This is a genomic window from Aliiglaciecola aliphaticivorans (assembly GCF_054782055.1).
Genome location: NZ_BAAGTF010000031.1, coordinates 46093 through 69837, shown reverse-complemented (window position 1 = coordinate 69837; position 23745 = coordinate 46093). Strand labels below are relative to the sequence as shown.

The window sequence follows — 23745 nt, the reverse complement described above, 5'->3', positions numbered from 1 at the left end:
ATATTCAATAATGTCATCTTAGGTGCCTGTTTTGGTGTTTTTTTATTTTTTGGTAGAAACAAAATAACGCAATTACAGGCACTTATCTTCTTTATTTGTGGGGATCCCTCAGGCTTTAGCCCCGCGCAAACTCGCCAAATCCATGGCCTAAAGACCATGCTACAACCCCATACCTGTAGGTGGGGGCTTTAGCCCCGCGCAAACTAGCTATATCCATGGCCTAAAGACCATGCTACAGCGCCACACCTGTAGGTGGGGGCTTAGCCCCGCGCAAACTCGCCAAATCGATGGCCTAAAGACCATGCTACAGCGCCATACCTGTAGGTGGGGGCTTTAGCCCCGCGCAAACCCGCCAAATCCATGGCCTAAAGACCATGCTACAGCGCCACACCTGTAGGTGGGGGCTTTAGCCCCGCGCAAACTCGCCAAATCCATGGCCTAAAGACCATGCTACAACGCCATACCTGTAGGTGGGGGCTTTAGCCCCGCGCAAACCCGCTATATCCATGGCCTAAAGACCATGCTACAAACGCCATACCTGTAGGTGGGGGCTTTAGCCCCGCGCAAACTCGCCAAATACATGGCCTAAAGACCATGCTACAGCGCCACACCTGTAGGTGGGGGCTTTAGCCCCGCACAAACTCGCCAAATCCATGGCCTAAAGACCATGCTACAGCTTATACTTTTTTAGGTAACGCATTTATCTTTGTGAAACCTTCAGACTCGAGCTCTTGGTTAACACAATTTAGTATAAATTCCTGTTTACTTAAATCACCTGTTCCATCTTCCTCGGCAACTTCAAGGCAATACTGCAACATATCAGAAACTGTGTCTGGATCAGCTACTTCTTGAGCATAAGAAACACTTACAAACAATGCTGTTGTCGCTGCGCCTAAAAGCCATTTATTCATTTTATTCTCCAAATTAATTAGGCTAAAAATCTGGCTGAATTTTTATCCTATTAATCTCTCTTTGCCAGCAAATTAATTTACTCGTGAAGACAATAATTTTTCGTCAATCTACTGCACTTTTATCGTTGTATTTGGCAATGGAACGTCTATATTTCGCTCACTTTTTTAAGGTGGAAAAAATAACTTTTTCAGCGTTTAAAAAATTGACTTTTAAGAGTGAAATTAACAAATGTATAAATCGTTAGTCGTTGTTGACAAGTTAGATGACCTGCCAGAAATGGATGAAAATATCATCGATTTCGCACAATATTTAGCGGATTATCCTAAAGCTGGTGAACCCAAAACCAGAGTGATCAACTTATGTAATACATCGCTGTATTTAAGCGAGGGATATTACTGCTCATTGTTGGCTGAAGCGCGTCAACATAAAGTGTTGCCCAGCGTTAACTGTATTAACGATTTAACCCCATTTAATCGGCCTGATTCCATGGAAAAAGCAGGGCTAACACTGGCAACGTCTTTCCTAGCCAAGCAGGTAGATAAGACAGAAGTGGAATTATTGGTATTTTTTGGCTGGTCCGAAAATGAAAGTTTCAAAAAATTAGCTAAACATGTGTTTGAGCGCTATCCAGCGCCTATATTACGCCTGAGAATCAAACCATCCGATAATTCTATTTCGGTGCTGGTATCGATTGTGGGCTGCAACGAATTGGATGGAAAAAGTTGGCCGCTGTTTACTCAACGTTTGAAAGATTACACCCAATCTACTTGGCGCAATCATTACAACAAGAAAAAATTTCGATGGGACATGGCGATTTTAGTTAATGAACAGGAAAAAACACCGCCTAGTGACCATAAAGCGCTAAAAAACTTTATAAAAGCAGCCGAGCAAGTGGGCATTCATGCTGAGCTAATTAATGCGAAACAAGCCGCGAATATTAGTCACTATGATGCGCTATTTATTCGCGAAACGACTGCCATTGACCACCATACCTATCGTTTAGCCCGCAAAGCTGAACAAGATGGTTTGGTGGTTATGGACGATGCCCAATCGATTCTTCGCTGTTGCAATAAGGTATTTCTGCACGATGCATTTAGTTATAACAAAGTGCCAGCGCCGAAAAGTAGTTTCGTTTCAAACGCGGATGATAAAACCTGCGAAAAGTTAGCTGCGGAATTTGGCTATCCAATTGTACTTAAGTTGCCAGAAAGTTCATTTTCAATGGGGGTGTTTAAGGTTGAAAACCTTGCAGAGCTAAAACTTAAATTAACTGAAATGTTAACGAAATCAGCGTTGGTGCTAGTACAGGAATATATCTATACCGACTTTGATTGGCGTATTGGTGTGCTTAATGGCCGAGCAATATATGCTTGCCGCTATTTTATGGCACGCAATCACTGGCAAATATACAACCATGGATCCAAAGCGCATTTCTCAGGTGATTTTGAGACCTTGCCAACGTTCGAAGTACCAAAACCTGTGTTAGACGCAGCGGTAAAAGCCAGTGCTATCGTGGGTAAAGGGTTATATGGAGTAGACATAAAACAAGTTAATAACCAGGTTTACGTGATTGAAGTCAATGACAATCCAAGTTTGGAAGCGAAAGTGGAAGATCTCTATTTAGGTAAAGAGCTATACATGATCATTATGCAAGAGTTTGCCAACCGTCTTGAAGCGAGAGGTCGCTAAGTGAAAGCTTTGCCATCCAATCAACAAAGGATGCCTATTTTCATTAGAGCGGCAGAAACAGAAGATTTACCGCAACTACTTGAATTGGAGAAACAGAGTTTCGATTCTGATCGCTTAAGTCGTCGGAGTTTCAGACATTGGCTGAAATCTCCCACATGCATATTTATTGTGGCTGTCCTGCAAGATGCTGCAGTAAACGAACAGACCAAGATACTAGGTTATGGACTTGTGTTAATGCGCAAGGGAACTCGTTTGTGCCGATTATATTCAATTGCTGTATCGAAACTGGCCAAAGGAAGTGGTTTAGGCAAACGTATATTAAGTGAACTGGAAAGAGAATCCGTAGAGCACGGCAAGTTATTTATGCGCCTAGAGGTTGCCTGTGACAATGAAACAGCGATAAATCTGTATCAATCTTTCGGGTATCGGTCTTTTGGTGTTTATCGCAACTACTATCGTAACAGTATAGACGCTCTGCGTATGCAAAAGCCGATTCATCAACGCTTAACTCAACAGCGCTGGGCGAGTTACCCTTGGTATCGACAATCCACGGAATTTACCTGTGGGCCTGCAGCTTTGATGATGGCCATGAATAATCTTGATCCTAAGATACACATGGATCAGTCTCTTGAATTAGATATTTGGCGGCAAGCGACCACCATTTTTATGACATCTGGTCACGGTGGTTGTCACCCTATTGGTTTAGGCATAGCAGCGATGGAAAGGGGCTTCAATGCCAAAGTATATGTCAACACAAAAGACACCTTGTTCCTTGATGGCGTGCGCAGTGAGCATAAAAAAAACATCATGTATGCAGTTGAAAAACGTTTTAAACAACAGGCCCAAGAAACTGGATTGAGGGTTCAGTTTGACGCTCCTAGTGTGCAAATGATCCAATCTGAATTAGCAGCAGGTTCTGCGGTGCTTAGCTTGATAAGTACCTATCGACTAGACGGTAAAAAGTCACCTCACTGGGTGACGATTACCCATGTGGATGATGACTGTTTATATTTCCATGATCCGGATCCAGATGACACTTTACAGGAGGTTGATAATCAGCAAATAGCAGATTGCCAACATATTCCGTTGGCTATAGAAGACTTTAATAATTTGTCGGTATTTGGTAAGTCCAAATTGCGCACAGCCGTTGTTATTAGTCGTGTAAATTAATAAGGAAAAAACATGACAAGCAATTTTTCATCTCAACTGATTGAAGTCATCTGCATTGCAGACACCCTTGAGCTCAAGGCGATTCAAAGTCAGTTTGCAAAACACTTTGTAGTGAATCGTTACAGAGATGCGTTACATATAGATCTGCCTAAGGGCCATGTATTTATATTTGAATATGGTGTAGTGGTGACCTGGGGTATTAGTGCGGCTAAAAAGGCTGATTTAATTGAAGACTTAAAAGGGTTTTACAGCACGAGCGCATCCGAACATTGGGAAGTTTACCAGTTTAATTTAGTCGAGGATGCTAAGTTTTCCATTAGCAATGACACCTTTACTTTAGGAGCGGCAAAAGCACACACTTTATTAGCCATTAGTCATGCCTTTGCGCAATCACGTAAATTGGAGGTATTTGAATCCCAGGCTGAAAATACGATTGCCTATAATCGACACTTAGCGACCGAACTTGCTACCACGGGTAACATAAAATTGAGTCGGAAAAAATTAGCGATGCGGCGTGGAGCGCTGTTTCAAACTAAAAATGACATTATGTTGCGATTTAGTCTGTTGGATGTGCCTGAGTATTTTTGGGATTATCCCGCAACCCAAGAAGACTATTTAGCCGCAATCAAATACCTTGAGCTAACCCAAAGAATTGAATTGCTCAACCTCAAGCTAGAAACTATTCATGAACTTTTTGAAATGTTGGCGGCAGAGCAAAACCATAAACATTCATCGTTTTTGGAATGGATCATTATCATTTTGATTGCGGTGGAAATTGTACTTTTTTTCGTTCACTAACGGCAATTGTGGGTTAGTAATGAGGGCCAAACACATCACTGTATTTGGCCTTTCATAGGTAATTTTAGTTTAAAACTGATAGGTCATGCCGACCCGAAAATTGGTGTCATTGTTTTCAAACCCAACGGAATCTTGGATATTGTGGGCAAGGGCATTATCAATGTTCAAATTGGTTTGCAAATTTTCAGACAACTGCCAATTAGCGGCAACACCATATTTTGCATACCCTCCCAATTCGACTAATCCCGTGGGAATTGAGCTATCTAAATATTCATCCCTCACATCTGCAAAAATAGTAATGGTCAGATTTTTCCACCGGGCATCTAAACTTGCTCCACCAAACCATTGGGGGCGTCTGCGCAATTGGCTTTGCTCTCCATTAACCGTAATATCCAGGTAACTCACATCCACAGAAAGTTGCAGCCAAGTCGTTAACTCAAGACTTGTACTCAACTCCACTCCCGATGTTTCTACGTTACTGCGGTTAACATTGGTAAATAACTCCGCATCAAAGTCTACTAAATCTGTAAAATCATTTTCAAATAGAACTAAGGTAATGTGTCCTGACTCAGCATCCCACTGTAAACCTAGCTCTTTATTAATACTTCGCTCAGGTTGTAAATCAGAATTCCCCACCAGTGGATGAGCTAAAGCAAAGAAACTTGGCAATTTATAACCTTCATTGTACACAGCGAATAAACTCAACTCCTCCAAGAGGTTATAGTGTCCTGCGAATCGAATTGAGGTTTCACTATCGAAGTTATCAGCATCGTCATAACGTATACCGAGATCGATGCTGTAATTGTCTTGCCCGTATTTCCCTTCAATAAAGGCGCTTTGGGAGTCCTGTTCTAAGACAAAATCGACTGGTAACTGAAATCCATAATCAAGAAAGCCAGTATTGCTTCCTTCAGAATCGCGAGCACTAATCCCAACCACAATAGTGGTGGTTTGATTGAGTTGATGATTCAAAAACAGTTCAATTTCAGAGCGTGTAAACTCTGAATCAATAGTGCTTGCGGGGATACCTGATTGCACACCTTCAGCAATACCAGGGTGCTCTGAAGATTCCTGACGATTTAACCAAGATAAGTTAAGATTGATTGCATTCGAATGGTTTAACTCGAAGGTATTATTTAAGCCCAGTAACCACTGTTCACTATTGCGCTGTTCAGCGCTCAGAGGCATTGCATATTGCTCGCCACCGGAATCTTCCGCAAAGCTTAGGTTTTCGTTATCGCTGTAGGTAACCAATAATCGATGACTTTGTTTAGCGTTAGCAAAAGCGGCCTTAAAGAGCCCTTGTTGGCTTTTAGTAATAGCAAACTCCGACCCTTCGCGCTCACGAGAAGACAAACTTGCTAGCAGCGACACACCATTATCGTATTTGTGAGACAAATTTAGGCCAGCGTTAAGCTGTTTATCGCTGCCTACTTCTAAATTGATTGCTGGGGCGACATCCTCTCGGGTAATAATATGAATCACGCCGCTAATGGCTTCGCCACCGTAGATAGCGCTAATGCCACCTCGATAAACTTCAATTCGCTCGATACTTTGAGGATTAACCTGACTAAAATCGAAGCCGCCGCCACGACTATTAGTGGAATCATTAACGGCCACACCATCAATCAAAATTAACGTAAAGTTAGATTCACCGCCGCGTACCGAAACAAATGACACTCCTCCGGCTACACCATTTTCGGCAATCATAATGTTTGGTATACGCTGCAAAAGATCTAGAGTTGATGCAGGATTGATACGATCAATTTGCTCTCTTGATAAGCTAGCAACACTGCCAGAGGTATTGTCAGCCATTCGCGTACCAGTCACCTGCAAAATTTCCACATTTTGTTGGGCTAAAACTGTCATTGAAGAAATTGAAAGGGAAAACAGCGCCGCTAAGCAACAAAATCCGTACTTCAGATTCACTTGAATTGTCCTTGCTAATGAAAACTTTTTTTGAAGGAGGCGATTCTAAATGCTTTTACCTATGCATTCACCTTAATTTATCGTTTTTATTGCGTTATTCATCGACACGACTACAGGGCTTTTCCATGGCCTGTAGTCGGTGGCTTTAGCCCCGAGAAATTGACCGGGAGCCCCTTCGAAAAAATCCATGGCCTAAAGACCAGGCTACAGGTCTGGAATGAATGTCCAATCCCGAAAAAAACCTTGCCTGTAGTCGGTGGATTTAGCCCCGAGAAATTGCCCGGGAGCCCCTTCGAAAAAATCCATGGCCTAAAGACCAGGCTACAGGTCTGGATTAAATGTCCAATGCCGAAAAAACCTTGCCTGTAGTCGGCGGCTTTAGCCCCGAGAAATTGCCCGGGAGCCCCTTCGAAAAAATCCATGGCCTAAAGACCAGGCTACAGGTCTGGAATGAATGTCCAATGCCGAGAAAAAACCTTGCCTGTAGTCGGTGGATTTAGCCCCGAGAAATTGCCCGGGAGCCCCTTCGAAAAAATCCATGGCCTAAAGACCAGGCTACAGGTCTGGATTAAATGTCCAATGCCGAAAAAAACCTTGCCTGTAGTCGGTGGCTTTAGCCCCGAAAAATTGCCCGGGAGCCCCTTCGAAAAAAAACATGGCCTAAAGACCAGGCTACAGGTCTGGAATGAATATCCAATGCCGAGCCCCCAGGCCTAAAGACCAAGCTACAGGTCTGGAATGAATGTCCAATGCCGAGCCCCCAGACCTAAAGACCAGGCTACAAAGTTGATAAAACGTTCAAGATTGGGCGGTACGATATTCGCCAATTGCCTCTTTTAAGACGCTGGATGCGGATTGCAAGAATAGAAAGGCTAAGGCAAAACCAATAACGATATCCGGCCAACCAGAGCTTGTTAACCATACCCCTACACCGGCAAAAATAACCGAAATATTGGCGATAATATCATTGCGAGAACACAACCAAACAGAACTCATGTTAATGTCTTCCGCTCTGTGTTTCCAAAGCAGCGCCAAACACACGGCATTAGCCAATAAAGCAATAAAACCAAACAAGCTTATCGTTTCATATGTGGGTGAGTGAGGCACCATTAGGCTGTATATTCCCTGGCCTAGCACAAATAATCCAAATGCCGCCATTATCGAGCCTTTAAACATCGCGGAGATGGCCTTCATCTTTGCCCCTCGGGCGATAACATAAATGCTAAAGATGTAAACCATCGCATCCCCTAGCATATCCAGGGAATCAGCAATTAACGACACGGAATTTGCCATCAGACCTGCGGTTAACTCCACCACAAACATGATCGCATTAATAGCCAGCACTATCTTTAATGTTTTACCTTGCTTGTCTCTGAGTGCTTCTATTTCACAGGATTTGTCACTGCAGCAATTCGCCATTATGTTCCTATTAATTTATTAGATGCTAGACCTCCCTATTTTGAGGGACAAGACGGTATCAAGCAAGCCTAATAATCACAAGGATATAAGACTACAGACGTTGAGCTTTCATCTCCTTTGCACAGTAATCCACAGCTCTGGCTGTTAGCGCCATAAAAGTAAGTGATGGATTCACTACACCTGATGAGCAGTACGCTGAACCATCAGTAACGAATAAATTCGGAATATCATGACTTTGGCAATATTGATTTAACACTGATGTTTTAGGATCACGTCCCATTCGCGCAGTGCCTACTTCATGAATGGCAATGCCTGGAGCACGATGGGGCAGCTCATAGCTAGTCCCACTTTTAACGTTGGTACATCCCCCTGCTCGCAACATTTCAGCGCCCATTTCCGCGGCGTCATCCATCATCGCTTTTTCGTTTTCACGATATTCCACGTTAAAATTAATAAGAGGCATGCCCCACTTGTCTTTTTTATTCGGGTTTAAAGACATTTGATTATCAAAGTGTGGCAACATCTCCCCTTGAGCAGAGAAGTCCACTCCCCACTTACCCGGTGTACTTAACTGTTGCTTAAAGTCACTGCCAATACCATCTTGTTGACTTTTCCCTCGCCAATCAGAACGATAGGTATTAATGCCGTAGGCAAATCCCCGAAGGTAGCCTTTGCGATACAATTCTGGCCTAGTCTGAAAGTTCGGCATGTAACAAGATGAAGGTCGACGCCCCTTATAATATTCGTCATCAAACCCTTCAATATCCCCTGTAGCACGAGCATTATAATTATGATCCATCAGATAGTGACCTAAAACACCAGAAGAATTAGCAATGCCGTTGGGGAATTTTTTAGAAGTAGAATTGAGCATTATCTGAGTAGTGCCAATGGTACTTGCACACAAAAACACCACATCGGCAAAATACTCACGGGTCGAAAGATCATCATTATCAATCACTCTCACCCCAATGGCGCGATTGCGTGTTTCATCATAAATAACACTATGCACTACGCTGTTGGCAGCGATACTTAAATTGTTGGTTTTAGCAGCTGCTGGCAAGGTCGAACTTTGTGTTGAAAAATAAGCGCCAAACGAGCAGCCTTTTTGACATTCATTACGGGTCTGGCACTGCACTCTTCCTTGAGATAAATGCAGTAATGTAGGCTCCGTAAGGTGCGCGGTACGCCCCATAATTAAATTTCGACCGGGAAAGGTTTTTTCAATTTTAGCTTTTAACGCTTTTTCAGGACCCGTCATTGCAAATGGAGGTAAAAACTCGCCGTCGGGCAGATTAGGTAAATTCTCTTTGCTACCACTTATCCCCGCAAAGGTCTCCACGTAGGAATACCAATCGGCAATATCGTCATAACGTATGGGCCAGTCGTTCCCCACGCCGTCACGTTTATTGGCGAGAAAGTCATCTTCGCACATTCGATAACTTTGGCGATGCCACAACAGTGATTTACCACCTAGCTGATTACCTCGGATCCACCTAAAGTCTGTACCTTCAGTTGTCTCATAGGGTAAATCGCGATCATTGCCAAAAAATTGTTTGGTGCCGTCGTGAAAGGCATAACAATCTTTTTGAATTTTGTATTGCTGTTCAATTAACAGATTATCGACTTTACTTCGATTATCATACTCCCAAACAGGTTTGCCTTCGGCTATATAGTCTTTCCGGTGCTCAACCACTCGGCCACGTTCGATCATCAAGGTTTTGAAGCCACGCTCACAAAACTCCTTAGCCGACCATCCACCGGTGATCCCGGAGCCCACTACCAATACATCAAATTTTTCATTCTGCTGTTTAATATAAATATCTTTATTCACGTTATTTCCTAGGGATTTTTTAACTGGGCCAAAAAGTAATAATCAGTGCCAATTTGGCTCAATAGTAAGCAAGACTTCCCCACGATTTATCCCCTTCTTGAAGGGGAATAACACTAAAACCACCAGGTACAGGATCGTAGCGGAGAATTTCTTTAGCGCCTTGCTCAGAGGTAAAATAGCCAAACACAATTAATGATTTGAGGAACTTAAACTGGTTCCTCTGAAGTTGAGTAAACCCCTTCATAGCTTCAATAGATTGGAGTAATTCAACTTGTTGTTGATTGTTAAGCTGAGGAAAAGATTGGTTTAGGTGTGCCAATGAATAATCATTGATTTGGGTAATGATTTGCAAACATACTTGCTGCTCACTTTTACTGTGGCAGTGAAATAATTGATGATCTACAAAGCCATGACAATCTAAATCTGCACCACTGGGCGTGTCTGTTCTGGGTAAAATAGTGTTAACTATGTGCTTTAACGTCTGCATAGTGGTTTTATCAAACAACAGGCCAGCGGCATCTAATTTTTCTGCTCTAATTTGAAATCCGAGTGCTACGTTAAGATTAGAGCCATACACCAAGGCCGTAGCCGACGTTACACCCATGGTGCGAACTAGGTGCTGCATGAATTTTCGTCTTTGTGGTTGACTTAGCTTAGTGGGTTTCATTGGTGGCTCCAACTTGGTGATTGATTGCAATTTTTTCGTTTTTAAATGCCAGCATAAATAGTAAGAACACAGCGAAAGCAAATATCGCTGGGAACAACCAAATGTTGAACCAAGCATGGCCGAATTCGGTTGCGTAGGAATCCGTTATTTTACCGGCAATCCAGAATCCGGCCAACATACCTATTCCATAGGTTGCCAAGGTAATTAAACCCTGGGCGGCATTTTTGACTTTAGCGCCTGCTTTAGAGTCTGTGTATATTTGTCCGGAAACGAAGAAAAAGTCATAACACACCCCGTGTAATGCAATGCCAACTAACAGCAGTACTATACCGCTATCAGCATTCCCATAGGCGAATAATACATAGCGTAAAACCCATGCCAGCATCCCGAACAACAGGGTAAGTTTAATTCCAAAGCGATTTAAAAAGACCGGCAGAATGAGCATAAATACCACTTCAGAAACTTGCCCCAGGGTCATTTTCCCGGTTGCGTTGGTAACGCCGGTTTCAGTTAAGAATGGATTGGCATTTTGATAATAAAAAGCCAAAGGAATACAAATTAAAATAGAAGATACGAAAAACACTAAGAAGTTCTTATCTTTCAATAATGCAAGGGCATCAAGTCCTAGTATCTCGTGCAATCCCATTTGTTGACCGGCACTTTTAGGCGGTGTTTTTGGCAACATAAAACTGAACAGCCCCAAACATAATGACGCACCAGCACTCAGTAAAAAGGTATTGGCTAACATGCCTTGTTCAATGGCTTCTTTGCCATCCCAGGCGAATAGGTAACTAATGGACAAGCCCGCGACAATCCAACCAATGGTGCCCCATACTCTAATTTTGCCAAACTGTTTTGACGGGTCACGCATTTGTGAAAACGCCACCGAGTTAACCAGCGCTAGAGTGGGCATATAGACAATCATATAACCTAAAACAAATGGATAAAAAGCAGTAAAATCAGCCGCTTGATACAGACAGTACATCAACACTGCACCGATTAAATGCAGCACCCCGAGTATCCGCTCTGCATTAAAATAACGATCGGCAATCAGGCCAATAATAAATGGCGCAATAATGGCTCCCCAGGATTGAGTTGAAAAAGCCATTCCGATCTGACTGCCCGAGGCGGCTAAATCATTTGCCAAAAACGTACCTAAGGTAACGAACCAGCCTCCCCATATGAAAAACTGCAAAAACATCATTAAACTAAGTCGTAGAGTTACATTATTCATTATTCTTATTACTCCTAGGATGAAACCACAGACACGTTATCAACCCACAATTTAAGGGGGAGTTTAAAGCCCCAAAATACGCCGATTTAACTCATCATCTGCGCCGCCACCAGCAAAGTCATCGAAGGCTTTTTCTGTGGGTCGTATCAGGTGTTGTGCAATAAATTTAGCCCCTTCAGCAGCGCCATCTTCTGGGTGTTTAATACAACACTCCCACTCCATCACTGCCCAACCATCAAATCCGTATTGAGTCAATTTGCTGAATATCCCTTTAAAGTCAATTTGACCATCACCAAGAGAACGAAAGCGTCCTGGCCTATCTAGCCAGCCTTGATAACCGCCATACACACCAGATCGACCTGAAGGTCTAAACTCAGCATCTTTGACATGGAATGCTTTAATCCGTTCATGGTACAAATCGATGAAAGCTAGGTAATCGAGTTGCTGCAAAATAAAGTGGCTTGGATCATATAAAATGTTGGCTCTAGGGTGATGTTCAGTGGCGTCCAAGAACATTTCAAAGGACGCACCGTCATGAAGATCTTCACCAGGATGTAACTCAAAGCATAAATCTACTCCGGCTTCATCAAAGGCATCCAGAATCGGTAACCAGCGACGGCCTAACTCTTCAAAACCTCGCTCCACCAAACCCGCCGGGCGCTGCGGCCAAGGATACATTGTGTGCCATAGCAAGGCACCGGAAAAACTAGCATGAGCAGTTAGTCGCAAATTGGCGCTCGCCTTCGCAGCCCACAACATTTGCTGCACTGCCCATTTTTGACGGGCACTAGGATCGTTTTTAACCTCGTTAGGGGCAAAACCATCAAACATTTCATCATAAGCAGGGTTCACAGCTACCAACTGGCCCTGTAAATGGGTCGATAGCTCACTTATCACCATGCCATGTTTGGCAACTGTGGCTTCAATTTCAGCGCAGTAAGACTGGCTAGTTGCAGCTTGTTGCAAATCGAATATGCGCTCATCCCAAGTGGGTATTTGTACGGCTTTGAACCCCAGGGATGAAGCCCACTGACAGATATCATTTAAACTGTTAAAAGGTGATTCATCAGCAGCGAACTGAGCTAAAAAAATTCCTGGACCTTTAATTTGTTTCATAGCGCGATTCCTTAGAGCTTTATATTGGAGAGTAAAAACGGGTGCCACTTCTGTTCAGAGCGACTCGCAGCTACTGTGTTTTCGATGAATGCCATACCGCGGATAGCAGCCTCTATGCCTGGTGCTTGCAGGGAAATATCGGTGTTTTTCGATTTATCAAAATCACGAATTTGTTGGGCAAACTGACAATATAAATTAGCAAAGGCTTCAATATAGCCCTCAGGGTGCCCAGCAGGAGTGCGCATACTTTGAGCGGTTGCTGCCGCACACTCCCCCACTCCGGCACGGATCATTTGACTGGGCTTATCATTAAATCTCATCCAAAGGGTATTGGGTTCCATTTGCTGCCATTGCAAACTAGCCTTTTTGCCATAAATGCGAATATTGAGGTTATTTTCTTCACCAACGGCAATTTGACTTGATAATAAGACCCCCTTAGCACCGTTATTAAAGCGCAACAGCACAGTACCATCGTCATCCAGTACACGACCATCCACGACGGGCTCTAAGTCTGCACATAGTTTAACAATTTCCAATCCACTAATGGTTTCGGCTAAATTGGCAGCATGTACACCTATATCTCCCATGCAACAGCTCACACCCGCGCGCTTGGGATCTAGCCGCCAACTCGCTTGTTTTCCAGCTTCATCTTCTTTATTGGCTAGCCATCCTTGTGAATACTCAACAACAACCTTAGTAATCTCTCCTAACTCGCCATTTGCAACCCGGGCGGTGGCTTCTTTAACCATAGGGTAGCCCGTATAGGTGTGGGTAAGGCCATACAAGCAACCAGATTGTTCGATAATCTCTTTCAGCTCAATGGCTTCGTTTAAAGTAAAAGTTGCCGGTTTATCTGACATCACATGAAAGCCAGCCTGCAATGCAGCTACGGCTACTGGAAAATGTAAGTGATTCGGCGTTACTATGGAAACAAACTGCATCCGTTGCGAAGCGGGAAGCTTAGCCTCTTGTGTAAACATAGTGTTAAAGTCGGCATAGCAACGTTCCGAGGGGATACTCAACATTTGTCCAGTTTCTTGTCCATTCGCGGGGTCAGAACTAAATGCGCCACAGACCAATTCAATCTCGCCGTCTAAGTTTGCGGCGGCACGATGAATAGCACCAATAAATGCGCCTTTACCTCCACCAACCATGCCCATGCGAACTTTTTTCGATGACACTCCAATATCCATGAAAACTCGACCCTCAAGCTATTTTTAACAATCTATTTTCAAGTATAGGTAATTTGCTAGTACTCTCGATATGATTTATTCGGTCATTAGTGCAATAATTTCGGCGCGCACAACCATAAAATTAGTTAAACTAGGATTATGTGGCCAACGGAGGTAGCTATGTCACAATTCTGGATTGAATCTATGGGGGAGCTAGAGATCAAGCAATTGGTTGAAGTGTTTGAGCTTACCCCTGACATCTTGTTTTGGATTAAAGATCGACAGAGTCGTGTTGTATATGCCAACAATGCATATTTAGAGCATTCTGGTTTTCAGAGTCGAAGCCAAGTGTATGGAAAAACAGATACTGAACTGTTTGCGCCACATTTAGCACTGCAATACATAACGGACGATCAAAAAATACTGGATGGCGAATTAATTACATCTCGTTTGGAAATGAATTTATCTAAAGATGGTGAGTTGGGCTGGTTTTCAACTTCAAAACGACCACTTCGCGATAAAAATAACAATATTATTGGCTCTTATGGTATCACCCGGCATTTTCATAAATCCTCTCAAGCCCTTGCAAATTTTGATAGTATTCGGGTTCCTCTGGATTTTATTCGTAAAAATTATCATCGGCCGATTTCGTTAACCGAACTAGCTGAGTTATCTCACTTATCCGTTAGCGCCCTCGAAAGACGTTTCAAAAAACAATTGTCTAAGACACCCACCCGTATTATCAACGAAGTCAGATTGGAAAATGCACGATTATTATTGGTAGAAACAGATACGCCGATTTCAGAAATAGCGTTTAAATGTGGATTCAGTGATCACAGTTATTTCACCAAACAATTTAAACAATTTTTTGGATTTCACCCGTCCAAAATGCGCGAACAAATGCAGGCCGAGAAATTACAAACTGACAAACTAAAGCACCTGGAAGTAGCCTCTGCAATTTTAGCCAAAGAAACAGAATAGGAATGAAAGAGAGCTTGGCCGACGCAAAACTCTCTAGTGCTTAAAGATAATTAGAACTTTTCTAACGATTTAAGATATAAAATGCTTTTGGGTATTTGCTGTACCACTCTGGAAGATTCATCTTCCAAAAAGAAATATCGAATGCCCTGTTTTTTTGCCTCAGCGACGACAGAAGCAATTCCAACATCCCCCTGACCTAACACCACATTGGTATCGCCATCTGCCGAGCCTTTAGATGAATTAGGCGTCCCTTTTTTACGATCTTTAAGATGCAGTGACGTGAATCTTCCTGGATATTTTTTAAGTAATTCTGTTGGGTTCATTCCAGCGTGTTTCGTCCAAAATACATCCATTTGAAATTGCGCCTGATCCACGTTTTGAATAATGTAATCAAACAAAGTTTCATTTTTATACGGCAGATACTCATACCCATGGGCATGATATTGCAAAGTTACACCATGTTTTTTCAACAGTGCACCAGCCTCATTCATCACTTTGACAGTTTTATCTGCATCGTCAAAAAGAAAGTTGTCACCGTGGGGAACCCAATAGAAAGTGGTATAGTTTGCAGCATAAAATTTTGCCCGATAAACCGCGGCCATAGGATTGTCTCTCAGTTCTTCAAAACTGGTATCTGTGCTCACCACATCAATACCACGTTTATCCAATTCAGCTCTAAATTCTTCTACCGAATAACCATATAGATCGCGACTGCCTTCAACAGTATGTAAACCCCAATCTTGAATTTGGTCGAGGGTCTTGGCCGGATCATCTGCAAACTGATGACGTAGACTAAATAATTGTAAACCCAGTTCATGGGCAGCGATTTGAGCACTAAATAAAAAGCAAAGACTTATTAATAAGCTACTGATACATTTTTTCATGACGTGGTTCCGAGGTCTATTGTCTAATGTTGGAATAGCCGAAATCATATAAGTTTGTGTGCCCAGCCCCGTATAATAAAATCGGTTGAAGCTATAATAATTTCAGCGAATAACATTTCATTAACCTTTCCAGTCCAGTTCACCCTTGTAAACAACCCGTTTCATCCCATGACCTAATACCCATGTTAACTAAATCCTTGATTACACCAAGATTATAAAGATTAAATTTAGTAGACTGATTCAATACCGCATAGATTTTAAGGATCAACAGAGTGAAACTTGCAAAATATTTTGTCACGATAGTACTCAGCTTCGTGCTTTCCAGCGCCGCTTTGTGTGCTGATTTGGAAACATTAATAAGTCAAAAAAGTGAAGAGATTGAGGCAGAAGTCATAAAGCTAAGACGCCATTTTCACGAAAACCCAGAACTATCTAACCGCGAGATTGAAACCGCTAAAACGGTGGCTGCCTACTTAAAAGATCTCGGTATGGAAATAGAAACAGGGATTGCTTACACCGGCGTTGTTGGCATTCTCAAAGGCGGTAAACCCGGTAAAGTGGTTGCCCTGAGAGCAGATATGGATGCCCTACCGGTAACCGAACAAACGGGTTTAAGTTTCGCTTCTACAAAACGAACCCAATACAATGGTAAGGAAGTAGGAGTCATGCATGCTTGTGGACACGATGCACACATGGCAATTTTATTAGGTACAGCCAAAGTGTTAGCCAGTATGCAAGAACATATCCCTGGCACCATTAAATTCATATTTCAACCTGCAGAAGAAGGGGCTCCACCTGAAGAAGGCGGCGGCGCTGCCATGATGATTGAGGAAGGAGTATTGGCGGGTGAATACGCACCTGAAGCCATTTTTGGTTTGCATGTTTGGCCGTATAAATCAGGGGATATTCTGTACCGTCCTAAAGGTGCTATGGCCGCTGTCGATACTTTCTTTGTGGAAGTGACAGGCAAACAAACCCACGGCTCATCGCCATGGCTAGGAGTCGATCCTATTGTTGCAGCAAGCCAGATTGTTAGCGCAATTCAAACCATTCCCAGTCGACAACTTGATATTACGGCAGCCCCATCCGTGATCACTGTGGGAACCATTGAAGGCGGCTTGAGACACAATATTATTTCTGACAAAGTCACCATGAGCGGTACGATTCGTACTTTTGACAAAGGTGTAAGAAAAGAGTTACTCAAGCGTTTAAAATCAACTGTTGAAACCGCAGCATCTTTAACCGGCGCAAAGGCTGACTTTAAGGTTATTTCAGCAACATTGGTTACCTACAACGATGAAGCTTTAACCCAACAAATGTTACCTACCATGCAAAAGGTGGTGGGTGAGGAACATGTACGTCATAATTCAGTCATTATGGCTGGTGAAGACTTTTCCTACTTCCAAGATAAAATTCCCGGCTTATATTTCATGTTGGGTATAGGTGCTGATGGGGTCCCTGAAGAAGAGATGAAAACCAACCACAGTCCTGATTTCTATGTTAATGAAAAGGCATTGAAAACCGGTGTGAAAGTGATGTCATCTTTGGCCGTTGATTACCTGGAAAGTGCATCCCAATAACCTAGGGTTAAGGGCATTCAATGCGGCGCTGTTATCCACTTAGCAGTGCTTCAACACATAAAATAATAAGAAAAGTATTGTGTCTAAACTAAGCTTAAGTCAAATTAATATCTACCCCATCAAGTCTTGTGCTGGCATTGCTTTAAGCAGTAGCAAGGTGGAACAGAAGGGCTTGGAATTCGACCGCAGATTTGTGCTAACTACCACCAATGGCACCTTCATTACTGCTCGAACCGACAGCACCTTGTGCCTGGTTCAAACGGAAGTTTGCGCTACTGGACTGCGTCTAAACGCGCCAGGCATGCCTGAGTTAACCATAAAATACAGCGATTTTTCAGATAACTATCAGATGGTGAAGGTCTGGGAAGATAACATTAAGGGACAGTACTGCCACCCTAAATATGATCAATGGTTTAGCCAATACCTTGGCAAAACCTGCAAATTAGTATTTTTTGGCGAACAATCGAAACGCCAAGTGAAAAATAGTCAAAGTCAGGTTTCATTTGCTGATGGCTACCCGTTTTTGCTCATATCTCAACAAAGCCTGAATGACTTAAATTCGCGTCTAGCGACACCGGTTACCATGAGTCAATTTCGCCCTAATTTAGTTGTCGATAATAGTACCGCTTTCGAAGAAGATACTTGGAAAAAGGTTCGCATTGGTGAAATTGAGTTTGCGGTAATGAAGTCTTGTTCTCGCTGTATATTCACTACAGTTGACCCCAAATCAGCTAAAAAGCACCAAGCCAGAGAACCCCTTACCACTTTGCAGAAATACCGAAAAGACAAAAAAGGCGATCTACTATTTGGTCAAAACCTTATTGCTCTTAATACCGGAAAGTTAACCCTAAACGATGAAGTAGTGGTAACTGAGAAGCAAGCGCCTACTATCTATTTTGACCAAACACCAACCTCAGCAAGGAGACATAGAAATCTTGCTAGTCAATTACAGGCAAGTGATCAGGCAGCAACAAAGTCAGTGGAAATCGTTTTTTCTAGTTGGGATGTAAAACATCAAGGTAACAATCAAACGTCGATTCTGGAGCAAGGAGAAACAGCGGGTTTGAATATCCCCTTCTCTTGCAGAGCCGGTATATGTGGCAGATGCAAAGTCAAACTCAATCGGGGTGAGGTCAGAAACCTAAACGACCTGAATGGCCTAACAGAACAAGAAGTAAATGAAGGTTATATACTCGCTTGCAGTTGTATTCCCCAAACCGATGTGGAAATAACCAAATCCTAACCCCTTTGATCGCTGTTTATTAGCTTGCAAAATGCCAAATAAGTCACTCAGCTAATGGTGAGTGACTTGGATCCCCGCTATCCAACAGCCTAAAGTACACAATTGCTCGTCTAGCACTACAAAATCGGCTTGCATGCCTACAGCTAACTTCCCTCTGTTTGAGCAAGCTAAAAATTTTGCAGGCGTTAAGCTCGCCATCTTCAGGGCTGACTCTAAAGGGACACCCATATTTTGATGTAGGTTACGTACCGCAGAACTCATATCCAAGGCAGACCCCGCCAAAGTTCCATCAGCTAAGGTAAGCTTATTACCATTGCGGATAATCTGGGTATCTAGCCATGGCAGTGTTTCCACCTCAGCCCCCACATGGGCCATAGCATCCGTCACTAACATTAATTTTTGCCAACCTTTACATTGAAAAGCTAACCGGCAATTGTAGGGGTGGACGTGCAATCCATCAGCGATTAAGCCGCAGGTCACTCGCTCATCTTGCAGTGCTGCGGCAACCATTCCTGGGTTACGTGCAGTTAAACCTGACATGGCATTGAATAAATGTGTAAAGCCAGTAGCGCCAGCATCAATTGCCTTTAAAACAGTATCAATATCAGCATTGGAATGCCCAAGGGAGACAATTACACCACAATTAACCAGCTCTATGATTTGGCTTTGGGACACGTTTTCAGGTGCAACAGTGACTACCACTTGGCCCAAATCTTGACGACAAAAAATAGCCATTTCATCCTCACTCAGCGGTCGAATTTGCTCACTTGAGTGGATCCCTCGTTTAGGCATGCTTAAATGTGGCCCTTCAAAATGCACTCCCAATATCCCCGCTTCTTGCCCCTTAATGGCTTGTGCAATAGCATTTGCTGCACTTTGCATGCAATCTAAATTATCAGTAATTAAAGTGGGGAGCATTGCCGTAGTGCCAAATAAGCTATGGGCTTTACGCATAGTACGCAGAGTCTCGAGGCTAGGTCTTTGATTGAACATAACCCCGCCGCCACCATTTACTTGGGTATCAATAAAGCCTGCTGTGACTAACCCTTCGAGGGGAAAGTCTGTGGGTTGTGGATGTTTATCGATAGACGTTATCAACCCATTTTCAATAGTTAGCCTAAGGTTTTCTTGGATACTTTGCCCATCGAAAAACCGACTAGCATGGTAGTGAGTCTTAGTTAATTTATGTGCCATGGGAGCAATTACCTCAAATGGGATCCGCGTGAATGGAACACCTCATAAAAGGCTGTTTTTCACTTCATGTTGTTGTTCAATTAATGTTGCTGTCAGCTATGCTTGTTTGCGCTTTCAAATTGTTTTTTTGCCATCATAATAGCGCCACATTCTGGTGCTGCAAGGGGTTGCTTTATTCCAATCTGAATATCTTCATCCAGCCAAGGGATAACACTAGGGGCTAAACCGCCAATAAACGCAATACGTTGGGGGCTATGACTTTGCAACTTTCTAGTAAGGGCGCTTAAATAACTGGCGCCGTCCTTAATGATGTCGGTGGCGACAGGATCGTGGCGATTTGCATATTCAAATACCAGCGGGGCTAGGTTGGCAAATTTGGCTGAACTTGAGGTTAAATAACTTTCTATTATTTGTGCCGCATCTGAGCACTGCGCAAACTCGAAAACCGCCTCAATGAAGGGACTAGATTGTGCCATTCCATCGAAACTTTCTAGGGCCCACCTTAGGGTTTGCAACCCAATCCATGCGCCACTTCCTTTATCACCTAATAAAAAGCCGTGACCACCATATTCATACTGCTGCCCTTGATGACAGGCTAATCCCGCACTTCCTGTTCCAACAATAACAATCGCCCCTGAATCACAGTTGTGTGCCCCCAGACACGCAATGTATAAATCTGTACTTAGGCTTAATTGAGCGAAAGGATGTTGCCAAGCTTGCAATTTAGATTTATACATAGGCAAATTAAGACCGGCCAGCCCCATTCCAACGTAAGTGTTTGATAACGCGGAAACAGGCAAATTAGCTGAGGTCATAACCTGTTCGCTGACCTGTTGAATGGAAGCTAAGGCGACTTGCATATCCCTAGCAGGGTTTGCAGGGCCAGCCACACTTTCTGCTAACAGATTTCCTTGCGCGTCCTCGAGGCGAGCTTTACATTTGCTGCCGCCACCGTCGATCCCCAGAAAATAGAAAGGATTTTGCAATTTTATTCCCTCATACCAATCAAATAACATACTAGCACGATATTTTGTCCGGTGATTAAATCAACGTATTTATGCAGATAAATTATCCCTTTACTTCTGCCAGTTAATGGGCTTTTAGGGAGGTTTCACGGAATATTGAATCTGCTCAAACGTAAAACGTCCACTTGAACGAGAAGTGAATTAATGGACGTAATTCGAGCTCACTAGGGAGTTCAATCAGATCTTGGTTTTTTGATTAACTTACGCTGCAAGGTTCTGCGATGCATACCTAACTGGCGCGCCGTTGCTGAAATATTACCATGATTTGCTTTTAGCACTTGTTGAATGTGCTCCCATTCTAGCCTGGCAGGCGACATGATGTGGGTGTCACTAGTGGCTTCTTTAGGTTTATCCCCAGCTAACATAGCTAACAAGGTTTTACTGTCCACTGGCTTTGACAGGTAATCGTCAGCTCCTGCTTTTATCGCTTCTACCGCGGTAGCAATACTGGCATAGCCAGTTAACAGAATAATACGAGCGTCAGGAAGTAATTCCCGCAACTGGGGTAATATAGACAAACCGCTTTGAGTGCCAACTTTCAAATCTAAGATCAGGTGTGAAGGGAGTGATTGTTCAGCCATAACAAGACCTTTATCCACAGTATCGGCATGCAAACATTCATATCCGTGGTGGGTCAAGCGACGCAGTAATATGCCCGCAAAACTTTGCTCATCTTCGATTAGTAACAACCTCATTGCAAGATCACCAACTCCATTAATATCTCGGCCACAGCACCTGTTTCAGTGTGGTTGTACAAACGCAATTGCGCACCTAAACGCTCTAAGGTAGCGTGACTCAGTAGTACTCCCATTCCAAATCCTTGTTCACTTTCAACGAGTGTTGCCCCTAGTTCGAGTAAACTCTCTTCAGGTAATCCAGCGCCAAAATCGCGAATAGTTAACACAAATTGTTTTGTTTGCGCACTATTGTCGAGACGACATTGTATTTGAATTTGCTGACAATCGTTTCGTTTACTCGATTGCACCGCATTTTGAATCAAATTTAATAGCGCTGGTAATAAAGTGGTATCTGCTCGTACCGCCAAATTTTCTAAGATTGGGATGCTATATTCGACGTCAATGTCAGCGAAATTTAGCTGTACTTCTTGTTGTAATTTTGCAAGCAATTCAGGCATTGGGATCAGTCTTTTACTGTTCAGCTTGACCTCTTCTGACATCTCCCGGAAATCTTGTAATCGACGGCTACATAAATGTAATTGCTCCTTCAGTTGAGTGAGCAAAGGGTCAGCCTCAGATGACTCAAACTCAAGCTCTTCAGTAAGCAGATTTGCCGTCGCTAAGGGGGTCGCTAACTGATGAGCAAATTGTGCCGCCGTCGTCCCTAAAGCGACCAGTTGTTCTTGACGTAATTGTTCCTCTCTTAACTTACTGACAAAGCGCTCTTGATTGCGCATAGCTTGTGCTAAAGATGCGACGACCAGCACCACCACACAAGCAGATAGAACAAAGTTAACCCACATCCCGAGAAAATGCTGCTGCATATCCACCATATGCATTTGATGAGAATCAATACTAAAAAACAACACAGAATATGCTGCCAAAGCAGCAAAACTCACCAATATGAGTAAACGACGGGAAAGAGTCACTGCGGCTATGGCAACGGGGATCAACAGCAAAGAAACGAAGGGGTTTGTGGCTCCTTTGGCAAAGTACAACAAAATTGTCAGCAGTAAAATATCCAGTAAAACTTGAAACAGATATTCACCTTCACGGGCATTACGATTGCCTCGATAGCAATAGAACAGCACCATATTCACTGCCAATTCTATGGCAATAATTAACTTTAAGGTTAAGTAGGGAAGGTTATATTCAAACCAATACTCGGCTAACAGAACCACTAACAATTGCAGAAAGATAAAACCATATCTAAGCTTAATCAACAGCAAAAGGTGACGATTGGTTTGTAGGTGGGGTATGGACATGGCGTTACTCGGATGCAATTTTTCTATTTATAACAGTTTATAATGCCAAACTAAACCTAAAGACCATGCTACAGGATTAAATGTCCAATTCCGAGAAAAAACCTCACCAGTAGTCGGTGGCTTTAGCCCCGAGAAATTGCCCGGGGCTCCTCCGAAAAAATCCATGGCCTGAAGACCATGCTACAGGACTAAATGAATGTTCAATGCCGAGAAAAAACCTTGCCTGTAGTCGGTGGCTTTAGCCCCGAGAAATTGCCCGGGCCCCGTCGAAAAAATCCATGGTCTAAAGACCATGCTACAGGTCTGGAATGAATATTCAATGCCGAGAAAAAACCTTACCAGTAGTCGGTGGCTTTAGCCCCGATAAATTGCCCGGGCCCCTTCGAAAAAATCCATGGTCTAAAGACCATGCTACAGGTCTGGAATGAATGTTCAATGCCGAGAAAAAACCTTACCAGTAGTCGGTGGCTTTAGCCCCGAGAAATTGCCCTAGGCCCCTTCGAAAAAATCCATGGCCTAAAGACCATGCTACAGGTCTGGAATGAATGTTCAATGCCGAGAAAAAACCTTGCCTGTAGTCGGTGGCTTTAGCCCCGATAAATTGCCCGGGCCCCGTCGAAAAAATCCATGGTCTAAAGACCATGCTACAGGTCTGGAATGAATATTCAATGCCGAGAAAAAACCTTACCAGTAGTCGGTGGCTTTAGCCCCGAGAAATTGCCCTAGGCCCCTTCGAAAAAATCCATGGCCTAAAGACCCTGCTACAGGTCTGGATTGAATGTTCAATTCTGAGAAAAAACCTTACCAGTAGTCGGTGGCTTTAGCCCCGAGAAATTGCCCTAGGCCCCTTCGAAAAAATCCATGGCCTAAAGACCATGCTACAGGTCTGGAATGAATATTCAATTCCGAGAAAAAACCTTACCAGTAGTCGGTGGCTTTAGCCCCTAGAAATTACCTGG

Annotated in this window: 20 protein-coding genes; 7 read left to right on the top strand and 13 right to left on the bottom strand. The window is 43.2% G+C overall.

Translation table 11 applies throughout. The annotated features are described in order from the left end of the window. Nucleotides 1–192 (top strand): hypothetical protein (locus tag ACYVIL_RS16005; RefSeq protein WP_460313427.1); only part of this gene is annotated, 192 nt, incomplete at its 5' end. A gap of 485 nt (nt 193–677) precedes the next feature. Here the strand turns inward: ACYVIL_RS16005 and ACYVIL_RS16000 are convergent. Next, nucleotides 678–911, bottom strand: a complete 234-nt coding sequence (locus ACYVIL_RS16000) for a hypothetical protein (protein WP_460313425.1) — start codon at nt 909–911, stop codon at nt 678–680. 229 nt (nt 912–1140) lie between these two features. Here ACYVIL_RS16000 and ACYVIL_RS15995 point away from each other — a divergent pair, with 229 nt between their 5' ends. Genes ACYVIL_RS15995 through ACYVIL_RS15985 form a run of 3 tightly spaced genes read left to right on the top strand, consistent with a single transcriptional unit; the run spans nt 1141 to nt 4569 of the window. After that, nucleotides 1141–2601 (top strand): RimK family protein, encoded by a 1461-nt coding sequence (locus ACYVIL_RS15995; RefSeq protein ID WP_303474929.1) that lies wholly within the window; start codon nt 1141–1143, stop codon nt 2599–2601. 30 nt (nt 2602–2631) lie between these two features. Beyond that, nucleotides 2632–3771, top strand: a complete 1140-nt coding sequence (locus tag ACYVIL_RS15990) for a peptidase C39 family protein (protein ID WP_460313431.1) — start codon at nt 2632–2634, stop codon at nt 3769–3771. Nucleotides 3772–3783: 12 nt separating this feature from the next. Next, nucleotides 3784–4569, top strand: coding sequence for an RMD1 family protein (locus ACYVIL_RS15985; protein WP_460313423.1), 786 nt, complete (start codon nt 3784–3786; stop codon nt 4567–4569). A 69-nt stretch (nt 4570–4638) separates the two neighbouring features. Here the strand turns inward: ACYVIL_RS15985 and ACYVIL_RS15980 are convergent, their stop codons facing one another. The 7 genes from ACYVIL_RS15980 to ACYVIL_RS15950 form a co-directional block, all read right to left on the bottom strand. Further along, nucleotides 4639–6498: a TonB-dependent receptor plug domain-containing protein gene (locus ACYVIL_RS15980; RefSeq protein WP_460313421.1), complete on the bottom strand. Its 1860-nt coding sequence runs from the start codon at nt 6496–6498 to the stop codon at nt 4639–4641. A gap of 798 nt (nt 6499–7296) precedes the next feature. Then, on the bottom strand, nt 7297–7917 hold the full coding sequence (locus ACYVIL_RS15975) for a cation transporter (protein WP_460313419.1): 621 nt from the start codon (nt 7915–7917) through the stop codon (nt 7297–7299). A 91-nt stretch (nt 7918–8008) separates the two neighbouring features. Further along, nucleotides 8009–9748: a GMC oxidoreductase gene (locus ACYVIL_RS15970; protein WP_460313417.1), complete on the bottom strand. Its 1740-nt coding sequence runs from the start codon at nt 9746–9748 to the stop codon at nt 8009–8011. Nucleotides 9749–9806: 58 nt separating this feature from the next. Continuing rightward, nucleotides 9807–10415 carry a gluconate 2-dehydrogenase subunit 3 family protein gene (locus ACYVIL_RS15965; protein WP_303474934.1) on the bottom strand — a complete coding sequence of 203 codons (609 nt, stop codon included), beginning with the start codon at nt 10413–10415 and terminating at the stop codon, nt 9807–9809. Then, on the bottom strand, nt 10402–11649 hold the full coding sequence (locus ACYVIL_RS15960) for a nucleoside permease (RefSeq protein WP_460313414.1): 1248 nt from the start codon (nt 11647–11649) through the stop codon (nt 10402–10404). Before ACYVIL_RS15960 ends, ACYVIL_RS15965 begins: the two co-directional genes overlap by 14 nt. Before the next feature lie 63 nt (nt 11650–11712). Beyond that, the gene (locus ACYVIL_RS15955) at nt 11713–12765 is read right to left on the bottom strand and encodes a sugar phosphate isomerase/epimerase family protein (RefSeq protein WP_460313412.1); all 1053 of its coding nucleotides are present in this window, start codon (nt 12763–12765) and stop codon (nt 11713–11715) included. An 11-nt stretch (nt 12766–12776) separates the two neighbouring features. Continuing rightward, on the bottom strand, nt 12777–13946 hold the full coding sequence (locus tag ACYVIL_RS15950; RefSeq protein ID WP_303474937.1) for a Gfo/Idh/MocA family protein: 1170 nt from the start codon (nt 13944–13946) through the stop codon (nt 12777–12779). Between the two features lie 171 nt (nt 13947–14117). Here ACYVIL_RS15950 and ACYVIL_RS15945 point away from each other — a divergent pair, with 171 nt between their 5' ends. Next, nucleotides 14118–14918 carry a PAS domain-containing protein gene (locus tag ACYVIL_RS15945; protein ID WP_460313410.1) on the top strand — a complete coding sequence of 267 codons (801 nt, stop codon included), beginning with the start codon at nt 14118–14120 and terminating at the stop codon, nt 14916–14918. 50 nt (nt 14919–14968) lie between these two features. Here the strand turns inward: ACYVIL_RS15945 and ACYVIL_RS15940 are convergent, their stop codons facing one another. Beyond that, nucleotides 14969–15802, bottom strand: a complete 834-nt coding sequence (locus ACYVIL_RS15940) for a sugar phosphate isomerase/epimerase family protein (RefSeq protein ID WP_303474939.1) — start codon at nt 15800–15802, stop codon at nt 14969–14971. Nucleotides 15803–16074: 272 nt separating this feature from the next. Between ACYVIL_RS15940 and ACYVIL_RS15935 the strand changes: the two genes are divergently transcribed. Beyond that, entirely contained in the window at nt 16075–17382 is a 1308-nt protein-coding gene (locus ACYVIL_RS15935) for an amidohydrolase (RefSeq protein ID WP_303474940.1), read from the top strand. Nucleotides 17383–17461: 79 nt separating this feature from the next. Then, complete coding sequence (locus tag ACYVIL_RS15930) at nt 17462–18625, top strand: YcbX family protein (RefSeq protein WP_460313407.1); 1164 nt, start codon at nt 17462–17464, stop codon at nt 18623–18625. Nucleotides 18626–18676: 51 nt separating this feature from the next. On the opposite strand, the gene nagA is transcribed toward ACYVIL_RS15930, so the two are convergent. From nagA to ACYVIL_RS15910, 4 genes are all read right to left on the bottom strand, one after another. Beyond that, on the bottom strand, nt 18677–19819 hold the full coding sequence (gene nagA / locus ACYVIL_RS15925) for an N-acetylglucosamine-6-phosphate deacetylase (protein WP_460313405.1): 1143 nt from the start codon (nt 19817–19819) through the stop codon (nt 18677–18679). 92 nt (nt 19820–19911) lie between these two features. Continuing rightward, entirely contained in the window at nt 19912–20805 is an 894-nt protein-coding gene (locus ACYVIL_RS15920; RefSeq protein ID WP_303474943.1) for a glucosamine kinase nucleotide-binding domain-containing protein, read from the bottom strand. 212 nt (nt 20806–21017) lie between these two features. Beyond that, nucleotides 21018–21539, bottom strand: a complete 522-nt coding sequence (locus tag ACYVIL_RS15915) for a response regulator transcription factor (protein ID WP_460313403.1) — start codon at nt 21537–21539, stop codon at nt 21018–21020. After that, nucleotides 21536–22786, bottom strand: a complete 1251-nt coding sequence (locus ACYVIL_RS15910; protein ID WP_460313401.1) for a sensor histidine kinase — start codon at nt 22784–22786, stop codon at nt 21536–21538. Before ACYVIL_RS15910 ends, ACYVIL_RS15915 begins: the two co-directional genes overlap by 4 nt. Nucleotides 22787–23745 lie beyond the last annotated feature (959 nt).